Origin of the sequence: Metabacillus bambusae (genome assembly GCF_017497975.1) — a bacterium.
GTDB classification, from domain to species: Bacteria; Bacillota; Bacilli; order Bacillales; family Bacillaceae; genus Metabacillus; species Metabacillus bambusae.
In genome coordinates this window covers 118,976-133,780 of record NZ_JAGDEL010000014.1, presented here as the reverse complement: position 1 = coordinate 133,780, position 14,805 = coordinate 118,976, and the positions used below count along the sequence as shown (strand labels likewise).

The 14,805-nt window shown below is 36.0% G+C and carries 8 protein-coding genes; all 8 read left to right on the top strand.

Annotated features, from left to right (window positions below):
- Window positions 1-70: 70 nt before the first annotated feature.
- The 8 genes from I7822_RS17735 to I7822_RS17700 all read left to right on the top strand — a co-directional run bounded on the left by I7822_RS17735 (window position 71) and on the right by I7822_RS17700 (window position 14,692).
- Window positions 71-1,408, top strand: coding sequence for an ABC transporter substrate-binding protein (locus I7822_RS17735; RefSeq protein ID WP_207980438.1), 1,338 nt, complete (start codon window positions 71-73; stop codon window positions 1,406-1,408).
- 445 nt (window positions 1,409-1,853) lie between these two features.
- Window positions 1,854-2,789, top strand: a complete 936-nt coding sequence (locus I7822_RS17730; RefSeq protein ID WP_307847799.1) for an ABC transporter permease — start codon at window positions 1,854-1,856, stop codon at window positions 2,787-2,789.
- 18 nt (window positions 2,790-2,807) lie between these two features.
- Window positions 2,808-3,686, top strand: a complete 879-nt coding sequence (locus I7822_RS17725) for a carbohydrate ABC transporter permease (protein ID WP_207980436.1) — start codon at window positions 2,808-2,810, stop codon at window positions 3,684-3,686.
- 241 nt (window positions 3,687-3,927) lie between these two features.
- The gene (locus I7822_RS17720; RefSeq protein ID WP_207980435.1) at window positions 3,928-5,532 is read left to right on the top strand and encodes an ABC transporter substrate-binding protein; all 1,605 of its coding nucleotides are present in this window, start codon (window positions 3,928-3,930) and stop codon (window positions 5,530-5,532) included.
- Between the two features lie 90 nt (window positions 5,533-5,622).
- A complete protein-coding gene (locus I7822_RS17715) occupies window positions 5,623-7,098 on the top strand; it encodes a glycoside hydrolase family 32 protein (protein WP_207980434.1) in 1,476 nt (491 codons plus the stop codon).
- Between the two features lie 105 nt (window positions 7,099-7,203).
- Window positions 7,204-8,193, top strand: a complete 990-nt coding sequence (locus tag I7822_RS17710; protein ID WP_207980433.1) for a carbohydrate kinase family protein — start codon at window positions 7,204-7,206, stop codon at window positions 8,191-8,193.
- A 97-nt stretch (window positions 8,194-8,290) separates the two neighbouring features.
- Window positions 8,291-12,034: a GH32 C-terminal domain-containing protein gene (locus I7822_RS17705; protein WP_207980432.1), complete on the top strand. Its 3,744-nt coding sequence runs from the start codon at window positions 8,291-8,293 to the stop codon at window positions 12,032-12,034.
- A 261-nt stretch (window positions 12,035-12,295) separates the two neighbouring features.
- Window positions 12,296-14,692 (top strand): GH32 C-terminal domain-containing protein, encoded by a 2,397-nt coding sequence (locus I7822_RS17700; RefSeq protein WP_207980431.1) that lies wholly within the window; start codon window positions 12,296-12,298, stop codon window positions 14,690-14,692.
- The last annotated feature ends 113 nt before the right edge of the window (window positions 14,693-14,805 follow it).

Sequence of the window (14,805 nt, the reverse complement as noted above, 5' to 3'; positions counted from 1 at the left end):
ATTATCACCCACCTATCGGTTTTACTGCCTGTTAGAATAGAATAAATGTTGACAAAAGAAAGGGAACAGTATGAAAAAGAAGATAGTGTTATTTATTTTTTCAATTGTTGTTATTAGTATAGCAGGATATAGTTTCTCTTTTTTCTACACATTCTCTAGTGATCAGAAAGATGGCTCTGAAAAACAAAATGATGTTAAAGATAAGGTTCAATTAACATTTTGGAGAAATTACGGAACGAAATCAGAAAACAACGCTTATAAGGAGTTAATTTCAACATTTGAATCATCTCATCCAACGATTGAAATTAACATGATTTCCATCCCATATGGTGACTATGAATTAAGGTTACGAACAGAAATCGCAGCGGGAAATCCGCCTGATATATTGTCAATAGACAGTCCTAATTTGGCATTATATGCAAATTCAGGAGCACTTTTATCTATAGATAAATACATGAGATCAGAAGGGAATATAGAAGATATCCCATCTACTACTCTTGATGGTTTAATATATGAAGAGGAGATCTACCTTTCTCCAATCGTAGAATCTGGGGTAGCACTCTTTTATAATATGCAGCTCTTTAAAGAGGCAGGTGTGCCATTCCCTTCAAAGGATCCCAATAAACCATTGACTTGGGATCAGGTTTTAAGCATTGCGAAGAAAATAAATAATCCTTCTAAAAATATTGTTGGGATAGATCCAGCACAGGGATTTAGTGATGGCGAATCTCCTGCATATTTTAAATTACCACTCTTATGGCAGTTCGGAGCAGAAGTCATAAGCCCTGATGCAACGTCAGTAGAAGGTTATTTAAATTCTAATGAAGCATTAGAAGCACTGCAATTTTATCAAGATCTTTATCAAAAACATAAAGTAGCTGTTGTTGAATTACCACCAGATCCTTTTGTATCCGGAAATCTTGCTATGTCTGTAATGGGTTCTTGGTCATTAGCAGACATTGAAAAAAATTTTCCAGAATTTAAATTAGGAGAAGATTTTGGAATTGCCTCTTTGCCAAAGGCAAAATATCAGGTTGTTCCAAATGGAGGATGGGCTCTTGGAATCTCTTCAAAGTCTAATAATCCTAAGGAAGCGTGGGAATTCATTAAATATGTTACTAGTTTTGAGGGATCAAAAAAGTATGTTGAAATCACAGGAGATCTACCGCCGAGATATTCTGTAGCCAATGAATTTCCTGAGCTTAATAAGTACCCAAGAAATATATTTGTACAACAAGCACAAAAATACTCAAAGAACCGACCAGTTACTCCAGCCTATCCTATCGTAAGTGGTGCGATTAAGAAATTATTTGAGGATGTTGGAATTGGTGGTAAAAATGTAAGGACTTCAGTGAATGAAGCTGTTGAAAAAATTAATAATGGTCTAGAAGATATTCAAAAAGATTGAGACCTTTCAAATTGTTCTCCCCTAGTGTGTTTACTAGGGGATTTTTTATGTTTAGCGTATTTACATAATTCTAGTGTTGCCCTTGAGCCACCATCTACCCATAAGCGTCTTATGCCTGTCTGGTCTGATCAAGGCGCTTGCGCTTTTCTTATTAAAAACATCCAAAAAAATTAAATATGTACAACCAAAGATATTGAAATATTCCTTCTTGCGATCTTGATATAGTAGAAGACACATAGAGAACAAACTACGCGAGGGGAAAATATTGCTGGGGAAATATCCTTCACATGACGGGTGTATTGTGATGCTTAATGAAAAATTGTCATGACAAAAGGAAATGTAACCGTTTTCGTTAGTAAGTTCTTTTAAATAGTATATTCTCAGGTTAAAGGGGGTTAAAAGCTTGCAAGAATTAGTAAACACAAAGAACGAATCAAGTGTACAGATAAAAAATGAAAAAGAGACAAAATCAAAAGTAAAAAGCCAAATCGAGTATATTAAAAAGAATTATTTTCTTTATTTACTCATTGCTCCTGCAGTTATCCTTACGATCATATTTAAGTATATCCCGATGTACGGTTCAATTATTGCCTTTAAAGATTTTAGTACGATCAAAGGGATTTTAGGTAGTGAATGGGTAGGATTTAAGCATTTTACAGATTTTTTAACATCACCAAACTTCGAAACAATTTTTATGAGTACACTCAAACTTAGTTTGTTTGGATTATTACTTGGTTTCCCAGTCCCAATTATTTTAGCTTTAATGATCAATCAAGTACGCCGAACAGCTATAAAGAAAAACGTCCAACTTATATTGTATGCACCAAATTTTATTTCAGTGGTTGTTATTGTTGGGATGCTGTTCATATTTTTATCACCGACAGGTCCAATTAATAACATAATTGCCTTTATAACAGGTAAACCTATTATGTTTATGTCCGAACCAGAATATTTCAGGTCAATTTATATTCTATCAGGTATCTGGCAAGCAGCAGGTTGGGCATCGATTGTGTATGTTGCAGCTTTAGCAAATGTAGACCCAGAATTGCACAATGCAGCAACGATTGATGGGGCAAATATTTTGCAAAGAATTATTCATATTGATCTGCCAACACTTAAGCCGTTAATGGCGATTATCTTTATTTTAGGTGCAGGCGGTATTATGGCAATAGGTTTTGAAAAAGCCTATTTAATGCAAACGGCAATGAATATACCAGCATCTGAGATTCTACCAACCTATGTATATAAAGTAGGTTTACAAGCAGGTGATTATGCATATTCCACAGCTGTAGGACTGTTTAATTCCGTTATTAATGTAATCTTGCTCGTAGTCGTGAATATCGTCGTCAAAAAATTAAACGAAGGTGAAGGTTTATATTAATAGAAAGGAGCCATTCACATGATTAGACATACCCGCATAGATCGGATCATTTTATCTTTAAATAATATTTTCTTATGTTTAGCTGTTTTAGTGGTTTTAGTTCCTTTGATTTATGTCGTCATTGCATCATTCATGGATCCGACAGTGTTATTAAATCAAGGTATTTCATTTAAGTTTTCAGATTGGAGTCTTGAAGGGTATAAGCGGATTTTATCAGATGATGCAATGGTTAGAGGGTTTTTAAATGCCATGCTTTATTCTGTTGGATTAGCAGTGATAACGGTTGTGGTATCTGTTTTTGCGGCCTTTCCATTATCAGTTAATGGTTTCGTTGGGAAAAATTTCTTTATGACGTTATTCCTGATTACCATGTTCTTTAGTGGTGGTTTAATTCCAACTTATTTAGTTGTTAAAGATCTAGGAATGTTGAATACAATTTGGGCAATTTTGCTTCCAGGTGCTGTGAATGTTTGGAATATTATTTTAGCTAGAACTTATTTTAAAGGAATTCCAAATGAATTACATGAAGCAGCAAAAGTCGATGGTGCATCAGATTTACTTATTTTTTTCAAGATTGTGTTACCGCTGTCAAAACCAATTATATTCGTATTAGCACTTTATGCATTCGTTGGTCAATGGAACTCATATTTTGATGCAATGATTTATCTAGAGGACCCTAACTTACATCCATTGCAATTAGTATTAAGATCCATATTAATTCAAAATCAGGCAGAACCAGGTATGATTAATGACCAATTAGCAATGGCTGAACTAGCAAAAGTTTCTGAGATGATCAAATATTCAGCAATTGTTATTTCAAGTCTTCCATTAATTATTATGTATCCATTTTTCCAAAAGTACTTTGAAAAAGGTGTCATGGTAGGTTCATTGAAATAATGAACAAATTAGACATAGATTTGTAAATGCTTACAAGTGAGATACTGTTAAATCTTACTTTTGATTTCGAACCTTGTTGATTGGAGCGGATATGTGAGACTCCTTCGGGAGTGCGAGTCCAAGGGAGACTCATGCAGGTGCAAAGCACCGAGGAGGCTCCCGGACCGCCCGCGGAAAGCGAACGCCTGCAGCGGAAATCAACAACCAAGTTTATCCATAAGAAAAAATAGGGGGATTTAATATGAAAAATGCCAAAAAAATTGTGTGTACGTCAGCTATTGCTTTTGTTTTACTAGCTGGATGTAGTAGTAAAAATACATCTTCATCAGAGGATTATGAACTTTCCGATGTGACCTTTCCATTAAAGGAAGAGGCTACTTTAAAGTTTATTACACAAAGTTCACCGTTAGCTCCAGAAGATCCAAATGAAAAATTAATTTATAAACGATTAGAGGAAGAAACAGGAGTTCATATCGAATGGAAGAACTACACAAATGATGTCTTTGTTGAAAAAAGAAACTTAGCAGTTGCAAGTAGTGATCTTCCGGATGCAATCATGGATGCGGGATATAGTGACTATGATTTACTAAAACTAGCAAAAGATGAAGCAATTATTCCAGTTGAAGATTTAATCGAGAAATACATGCCAAACTTACAAAAGGTGCTAGAGGCTGCACCAGAGTATAAATCGATGATTACAGCTCCAGATGGACATATTTATTCATTTCCATGGATTGAGGAACTAGGAACCGGTAAAGAAAATATTCATTCAATTGACGATTTTCCTTGGATAAATGTGGAATGGTTAAATAAATTAGGATTAGAAATGCCGAAAACAACTGAGGAATTAAAACAGGTATTACAAGCTTTTAAAACGCAAGATCCAAATGGTAACGGAAAGGCCGATGAAATACCGATGTCTTTTATTATTAATCATGGTGGAGAAGATCCTGCTTTTCTTTTTGGATCCTTTGGATTAGGTGATAACTGGGATCACACTGTAGTAAGTAATGAAGGAAAAGTATTATTTACAGCAGCGGACGAAGGCTATAAGGAGGGAATTTCCTACTTTGCAGATTTATATAAAGAGGGATTAATAGATATTGAGGCATTTGAGCATGATTGGAATACGTATCTTGCAAAAGGAAAAGACGAGCGATATGGAATGTATTTTACATGGGATAAGGCAAATATAACGGGTATGAATGATAAATATGAGTTAATGCCACCTTTAGCGGGCCCAGACGGTCATATTAATGCAACTAGAACAAATGGAATGGGCTTTGATAGAGGAAGAATGGTTATTACAAGTGCTAATAAAAACCTAGAATTAACAGCAAAATGGATTGATCAATTATATGATCCACATCAATCAGTTCAAAACAACTGGGGTACTTATGGAGATGAAGAACAACAAAATATTTTCGAATTTGATAAAGCCGAAAATATGTTAAAGCATTTACCATTAGAGGGAGCAGCTCCGGTTGAAGTTAGACAAAAAACAAGTATCAATGGGCCATTAGCAATCTTAGATGAATATTACGGCACGGTTACAACGAAACCAGACGATGCTGCGTGGCGATTAGACTTAATGAAAGAAGTTATGGTTCCTCACATGAAAGCAGAAAATATTTATCCAAAAGTATTTTTCTCAATAGATGAATTAGATAAACTCGCAACGATTGAAACTGATTTGTTTGCATATGTAAATAGAAAAAGAGCTGAATGGATGGCAACTGGAAAAGTAGAAGCAGAATGGGATGCATATTTAAAAGAATTAGATCGACTTGGCTTACAAGAATGGTTGGAAATTAAACAAACAGGCTATGATCGAAATCAACAATAAAGGGTAGTTCATCAATCTGATAGAGGCTGACTCAAAACCAAAGAGTTTGAGTCAATCTCTATTTACAAAATCATAAAAAGGAGAATAAAAATGGTACAAAAATTAAAAGAAACATATCGTCCCCAATTTCATTTTTCACCAGAAGAAAAATGGTTAAATGACCCTAACGGAATGGTGTATTTTAACGGTGAATACCATTTATTTTATCAATGCCATCCATTTGACACGATTTGGGGTCCAATGCATTGGGGGCATGCGGTTAGTAAAGATTTAATTTATTGGGAGCATCTTCCTATAGCATTACATCCTGATGAAAATGGAACGATTTTCTCAGGCAGTGCTGTTGTTGATTGGCATAATACGTCAGGATTTTTTGATGATCAACCAGGGTTGGTGGCCATCTATACAAGTAATGATACGTATCCTGATTCTGATAGGCCACGTCAACGCCAAAGCTTAGCATACAGTCATGACAATGGTAGAACATGGGAGAAATATGAGGGGAATCCTGTGCTTTCAGATACTACGATTACAGACTATCGTGATCCAAAAGTGTTTTGGCATAATCACACCAATAAATGGATCATGATATTAGCTACAGGGCAATCCGTCACAATTTACACATCTCCAAATTTAAAAGAATGGGAGTTTGCTAGTGAATTTGGTAGCAAAGCAGGTTCACATGACGGATTTTGGGAATGTCCTGACCTATTTCAATTACCAGTTGACCATGATGAGAATAATCAGAGGTGGGTTATGGTAGTCAGTATTGGTGATACGGGAGAATTTATAGAAGGTTCCAGAACCCAATATTTTATTGGAGATTTTGATGGAACGACCTTTGTTAATCACCATGATGATGAGACGATCTTATGGTTAGATTACGGAAGGGACAACTATGCAGGTGTTAGTTGGTCTGATATACCAGATGGAGATGGCAGAAGAATTTACATTGGCTGGATGAGTAATTGGAGATATGCGAATCAAGTTCCATCAAAAGAATGGCGAGGTGCAATGACACTTCCACGCGAATTATCCTTATCATCAAGTAAGAATGGTATACGGATTATTCAAAAGCCAGTTTCAGAAATTAGTAGGTTAAGAAAAAATAGCAGGTTTCAACATAACATAACTATTGAAGATAGTAATCCAGTTTGCCTTGCCTTGAATAATCAATTAATGGAGATAAATATTGAAATTGAAAAGATTGATGCATCTAAATTCGATATGATCTTACAGAATTCTAAAGCTGAAAAAACGACCATTAGCTTTGACGTTGAAAAAGAAACGTTAGTAGTTGATCGAACAAAAGCAGGTGAGCATAGCTTCTCTACATCATTTCCTATTATTCAAGAAGCTCCTTTAAAGCTGAAGGGTAATCAGATAAAAATACAGATGTTCATTGACGCTTCATCTATCGAGGTATTTGCGAATGATGGTGAAATAGCTATTACTAGCTTATTATTTCCAAGTGAAGAACTTAAGGAATTACTTTTATTCTCACAAGATGGAAGAATGAAGGTGACATATTTAGAACTAACTGAAATTAGTTCGATATGGGAGTAAATTAAGATAAAGCTCTAATCAACTATTTGGTTAGGGCTTTATTAATAGAGTATGAACGAAAGTTAAAATAATTTCTATATTTCATAGAATGGATGGTGGTATTTTATGCGTTCATCTATCATTTGCATTGGTGAATTATTAATTGATTTTTTCTGTACAGACGTGGACATTGATTCAATTAATGGTAGGAATTTTGAAAAACAAGCAGGAGGAGCACCTGCAAATGTATGTGCAACGATTGCAAAGTTGGGCGGCCATGCTGTATTCAGTGGAAAAGTTGGGAATGATTCGTTCGGACATTTTTTAAAGAAAGCGCTTGATGAAATAAGTGTTGATACATCCATGCTTATGTTTGATGAAGATCATCTGACAACGTTAGCATTTGTATCTTTACAAGCAAACGGAGAACGAGATTTTGTTTTCAATCGAGGTGCTGATGCATTTTTATCTGAAAGTGAAATAGACAAGGACAAAGTTAAGCAAGCAAAGATTCTTCATTTTGGATCAGCAACAGCATTATTAGAGGATCCGTTCCAATCTACTTACATTAACACGATGTTATTTGCCAATGGAGAAAAGAAGTTTATATCGTTTGATCCTAACTACAGAAAAGACCTGTGGAAAGGAAATACGTCAAAGTTTACTGAGTTAGCTAAGGAGGCGATAGCTTTAGCTGATTTTGTAAAAGTAAGTGATGATGAACTAAAAATAATTTCTGGAAAAAAGGATGTAGTAGAAGGCCTTAACAAACTCCATAAATTTGGAGCAGGTGTTATCGCAGTTACTCTAGGGAAAGCTGGAACCTTGATTTCTAACGGAGTGGAACATGACATAGTTCCAAGTTTCAACGTCCAATCAATAGATTCAACGGGAGCTGGAGATGCATTTGTAGGAGCAACCCTTTTTCAGTTAGCAAAAGTAGGAGATCCACAAAACATTGGAAATAACTTTGAACATTTAAAAAAGATAATTTCTTTCAGTAACAAAGTAGGAGCGATTGTTTGTACGAAAGTAGGGGCAATTTCTGCAATCCCTTCATTTGATAAAAGTTATTCCGATCAGGTAAGGCCTATAAACAGCCTACATTTTAGCTAGAAAAAATAAAAAATTTGGGATTGACGTAAATTTCACCTTCAATCCTTTTTTTATCATCAATTTTGAAAGCGCTTAAATATATATGGGATGTGATTAAATGAAAAATAAGAAATCAAATGTTATTAAATTAGCTTTGCTAATCGTATTCGTTTTCTCAGCTTTATATATTGATAGTCATCTTCAAGTTACGGCATCTGAACATAAAGCTGCTATATTCGGTTATTTACCTATATCGGGTACTTGGTCGAAAGAATCAAGCGGTGATATCAGAGGCAAAAGTGGAAAGAAACAACCTGCAATTAACTTAACAACTACCGAGGTTGGGAGTAATTTTGTCTATGAAGCAAATGTAATGATCGACAATTCTACACCTGGGGCGTTAGGTTCCATTGTATTTCGAGCGGATCAAGCAGGCATAGGTGGATATATGCTTAGCTTAGAACCAAAAAAGAATAAAATTCAATTAGTTGATATTAAAACTGGTTTAAATGTAGGAAAGCCTATCAATAAAGAAATTGAAACGGATGTTAGCTATCAATTAAAAATAATTGCTGATGGACCTGCTATTAAAGTATTCTTAAATGAAAAAATGATTTTGAATGTAAAGGATTCACGATATTCAAAAGGAGTTACAGGCTTTCATGTTGATAATGGGACAGCAACCTTTAGTAAAGTGTCCGTATATGAGGTCCGAACAAATCTAACAGATTGGAAAATGGAAGAAGGTAAATGGACTACATCTGCAGAAGGATTAGTTGGTACAGCTGAATCGGAAGAAAATATTTATGCTGTATCACATACATCTGTTACGAATTTCAATTATGAAGCAGATGTTATTGTAAAAGATAAAAAGGCTGTAGGAACATTAATTTTTCGTTCAAATGAAACAGGTTTGCAGGCTTATGGTTTGCAAATAGATCCTAAAACAGATCGTATTCGCTTATATGATACGGAACAAAATAAAGAAATTGCTAATAGTAATGTTTCAATAGAATCAGGTAACCTTTATCATATCCGAGTAAAAGCGGAGGGAACTTCTTTATACGTATACTGGCAAAACAATTCGGAACCTGTGATTAGTATTGATGATGATGTCTATACGGAAGGTTTTTTAGGACTTCATGCGTCAAATGGAAGTGTAGTCTTTCAAAACATAGAAATAAGTGAAATGAATACAAATTTAGATGGATGGGTTTCATATAATGGAGAATGGGCTCCACATCTGGAAGGGATGGAAGGAGTTAGTTCTGGAGCTAATAATACGTATCGTGTAGCTGAAACGACAAAAACGGATTTCGTTCTAGAAGGTGACTTAAAAGTGGATGCTGATACTGCATATGGAACGGCAGGACTCGTTTTTCGTGCAAATTCAGATGCAACAAGAGGGTATATGCTAACGATTGATCCTAATTTAAATAATATTCGTTTATTGGATCTTAATGGAGATAGAACGGTTGGTATGGTAGATAGAAATGTTGAATTAGGCAAGACGTATCATTTTGAAGTCCATGCAAAGGGATCAAATATAATGGTGTATGTAGATGGATTTGCCGATCCTGTCATAAATGTAAAAGATACTGCTTACTCTAATGGGAAATTTGGTTTAAATGTGCATAACGGAACTGCCTATTTTCAAAATGTTTATGCGACATCATTTGATGATTATTATACTGAGCTATATCGACCACAATATCATTTTACCCAAGCAAGAGGTTCAGCAAGTGATCCCAACGGGTTGGTTTATTATGAAGGAGAATACCATCTCTTTCACCAAGATGGCGGCAAATGGGCACATGCTGTTAGTACAGACCTCGTCCATTGGAAGAGATTGCCGATAGCGATCCCTTGGAATGAGATGGGACATGCATGGTCAGGCTCAGCAGTAGTTGATAATGAAAATGTTTCAGGGTTGTTTAATGAAGAAGGCTCGGGTTTAATTGCCTATTACACATCTTTCAATCCAGCTAAGCACAATGGAGATCAAAAGATAGGTGTGGCTTATAGTCGGGATAAGGGAAGAACATGGGAGTTTTATGATGGCAATCCGATCATCCCTAATATTGGTGAATTTTATGGTGGAGAAGGCTGGGATTTCCGCGATCCAAAAGTAGTTTGGGATGAAGATCATAAGCAGTGGGTGATGGTTGTTTCAGGAGGAGATCATATCCGATTTTTCACGTCAAAGGATTTGTTGAATTGGGAACTTATCGAATCATTTGGTTATGGTAAGTATGTAAGAGGTGGAGTGTGGGAATGTCCAGATTTCTTTCAGCTGCCGGTTGATGGAGATGAAAATAATAAAAAATGGGTGTTATCAATCAGTACAGGTGCCAATCTAAATACGAACGGATCTGATTCAGAATACTTTGTTGGTACCTTTGATGGTAAACGCTTTGTTAGTGATCATCCTGAGGGATTCTTATTGAAGAATGAATATGGAAAAGAAATGTATGCAGCCATGTCATTTTCTGATATTCCTGCTTCAGACGGTCGTCGCATATCATTAGGTTGGATGAGCAATTGGGATTACCCTTTCAGTTTTCCAACTTCCCCATGGCAGGGACAAATGTCAATTCCCCGCGAATTAACATTAAAAACAGTTCCAGAAGAGGGGGTTCGCATGTTGCAAAATCCGATCGAAGAATTAGAAAAACTAAGAGGACCAGCATTCTCAAGGAGTAATAGGATTGTAAAAATGAATGATCCCAACTTGCTTTCAGACTTGAATGGTTCAGCCTATGAAATTGTTGCAGAATTTGAGCTACCTAAAGACAATGGAACAGAAGAATTTGGCTTTCGACTTAGAGAATCAGAGGATCAAAAGACAGTTGTAGGCTACAATGTTACCGATTCAAAGATGTTTTTCGACCGTTCCGAATCAGGGGAAATTGATTTTTCTGAAAACTTTACTACTTATCATGAAACAACAATAAAGCCAAATAATAAACGAGTTAAGATGAGAATTTATGTTGATGAGTCATCGGTTGAAGTATTTGGAAATGACGGTCAAGCTGTTTTCTCAAATGTGGTCTTTCCTGATGGAGCAAGTGATGGAATGAGCTTTTATACAAAGGGTGGAAATGTAAAAATTGTTTCCTTAAATGTGTATCCATTAGCTGGGATCTGGAAAGATGAATCTTATGAAGGGACATCACCAAATAAAGTTGTGATGGATCATAGCAAGCTTGAACTCAGGATTGGACAGTCACATAGGTTATCTACATCGATACTCCCAAGGTCTGCCAAAAACCAAAAGATCAAATGGCAAACTAGCAATCCAACAATAGCTGAGGTGGAAAAATTTGATGAATCTAGTGCGGATATAAAGGTAGTGGGATACGGAAGGGCGACTATTTCAGCAATTGCAAATAATGGAAAAGTAATTGGAACAACTGTAGTGGAGAGTAAAACTTCTTTTAAGATCGTTGAGGATAATAGCGGTAAAGCACTTACTGTTGATGGAACATCAAATGGATCAAAAGTGAAGATAAGACCTAAGAGTGGTACCTTGGAACAGGTATGGAATATAGAAGGAGAGCCATCTGGAATTTACAAAGTTCTTTCTCAAAAGAGTAACAAAGTCTTAGATGCTTCTGGAACCTCAAATGGAGATGATGTACAGATATGGGAGTACTTTGGCTACGATAACCAACAGTGGAGAATTACAGATAATTGGGACGGTACTGTGACATTTAACGTAGTGAACAGCGGTAAGGCGCTTGAAGTGCCAGACCGCAAAATAGAAGATGGAACAGTTGTAGAGATTAATGAGTTTAATAGTGAAGCGTCACAGAAGTGGAAGTTGATTGAGGTGCCTTTAAGCATACAAGAAAAAAAGTAAAATAAGTGAGTATTACTTAAGTGTAAAATTGATTCATTCCAATAGACCCATCTATATCTATTGATCTATTGAAAGTTAGTATTCAATGAAATACAATACTATGATCATGAAAAATTAAATATTGTAGGATTGTGACTGGAAAGCAGGCAAGACCTAAAATGTGGTAGGGAGTATGTACCTTTGTGTACAAACTCTTACCCATTTTAGGTCTTTTTTTACTATTAACGTTGAAAATAAGATTATTATATAAGGAGTTTTAACATGAAAAAGAAGAGAGTTATAGGGATGGGGCTACTTGCCATAGCACTTTGTATCATGATCATTTCGGGAGTTTTGATGAAATTTCAACTAAAGGATGATTCAGAATCAATAAATGACAACATTAAGGAAGATCAGCTATTAGAATACGCACTTAATGGTCAAGCACTCCATCAATGGGGATTTGATGAAGGTGCTGGAAAAGTAACTAGTGATCTTGCTCAATTTAAAGATGCCAATATTCATCATGCATTGACCTCAGATCCAGAGTGGAAAAACGGGATTAGCAGTAAGGCTTTATTATTTGATGGATATTCAAACTGGATAGAAGTCGCTCCTGAGATGGTGCAAAAACCAACTGATTCTTTATCAATTGAAGCGTGGGTTGCACCAAGGGCATATGAATGGGGAGACAATGGACAAACCTCCGTTATAATGAATCAACATGATAAAGCAAACAAACAAGGCTTTATTTTAGGGATGGGACGTCATGGATATATAACGTTTCAGCTTGCACTTAACGATCAATGGCATGAAATGTGGTCACCAGCGGGGAAAATCCTGCCGAAAGATAAATGGTCCTATGTTGCTGCACAATTTAATAAGCAAACAAATAAAATCTCACTGTATATAAACGGTGAGCTCGTACAAGAAAAAGAAGTGCCCGAAGATAGTCAGTTTGTCCCAGCGGATCATCTGCCATTACTAGTCGGAAAGCACAATCAGGCTGTTTCTGTATCTGATGTGTTTCAAGCAAATATGTTTAATGGATTAATGGATAATGTTTCATTGTACAGTGAAGCATTTAGTGATGAACAGATTAAGCAGCAGTATGATGAGGTCAATAACACGTTTAATCATGAACTGCCAATTCCAAATACGTCTTTTGATCGAACAGTTTATAAAGGGGATCGTTATCGGCCTAATTATCATTTTACAGCTCCACAGCATTGGATGAATGAACCGCATGCACCTATTTATTATAACGGTAAGTATCATTTGTTTTATCAGTTTAATCCAGCTGGTCCTTTTTGGCACCAAATTCATTGGGGACATGCCACAAGTAAAGACATGATTCATTGGGAAGACAGTCCTATTGCTTTAAGTCCATCAGAGGGAACCGCAGCTCGTGATGGCGTTTGGTCTGGTAGTGCAACATATGATAAAAATGGAGTACCAGTGTTATTTTACACAGCAGGACATGATGAAATGAAGCCGAATCAAATGACTGGGATGGCCAGGGCAGCAGATCCAAATGATGTCAACCTGAACGACTGGAACATGAATCCTAACCCTGTAACAATACAAGAGGAGAATATGGATACACCAAAAGGAAAGGTGATGTTTGGCCAATTTCGTGATCCATACGTATGGAAAGATGGAGACAAATGGTATCAGCTTGTTGGTTCTGGTGTGGAAGCTGCAGGTGGTACAGCTTTACTATACACGTCAGAAGACCTTGAACACTGGAAGTACGAAAAGCCATTGATGATAGGTGATAAAGTAAACTATCCTCATACAGGGGATGTTTGGGAATTGCCATTCTTAGTACCGATTAAAAATGATGAAACGAATGAACAAAAATATGTATTTATGATTAGTCCTTATTTCATGAATCCTAGTCCTGATGCTGCTCGGTTTACATTCTATTGGATTGGGACCTGGGATCCAGAAAAATTAGAGTTTATCCCTGACAGCCAGGAGCCAAAAATGTTTGATTATGGTGAACATTTCACTGGAGCACAAGGATTTGTGGACGAGAAGGGAAGGACTATTGTAACGAGTATTTTACAAGACAGGCGTTCAGAAGCTGAAAAATATCAATCAGGATGGGCACATGGCGCTGGAATGCCACTTGAAATTTATATAAATGACAAGCTAGATCTTGGGATTCGTCCGATTAAAGAGGTACAATCACTTCGAAAGGAAGAACTAACATCTATTGAAAATGCCACAATGGATGAAGCAAATAAACAGCTTAAAAAAATCCAAAGCGATCAATTTGAAATCGAGTTAGAACTCGATGTTTCAAATACGAAAGCTGCCGGATTGAAACTTTTAAAAGATCCAAATAATCGGGAAGAAACGACTGTTTTTTATCATAATGAAAGCAAAACCATTCATATTGATCGTGAGCGTTCAAGTGAAAATCCTGAGATTGAAAAGGGAGTTCAAGGTGGTAACCTGACCCTTGAGGATAATATCTTAAAGCTACAACTATTTGTTGATAAATCAATTGTTGAAGCCTATGTAAATAATGAAAAAAGCATATCCTCCCGTGTATTTCCAACACTTGATCAATCAAAAGGTCTTGAAGTATATGGGATTGAAGGAGAGCCTTTTGTACGACTTATGAGAGTATGGAGTATCGATACTGCCATTACAGGAGAAGAAGATTAAATAGTACTAAGAATGATAGAGTAGTTTTTTAAAAAGGATGAATATTTTACTACAAAGATGTTTTGTGAACGTGAGTATATAACTATTATACTTTGGAAAATTAAGAGTATATT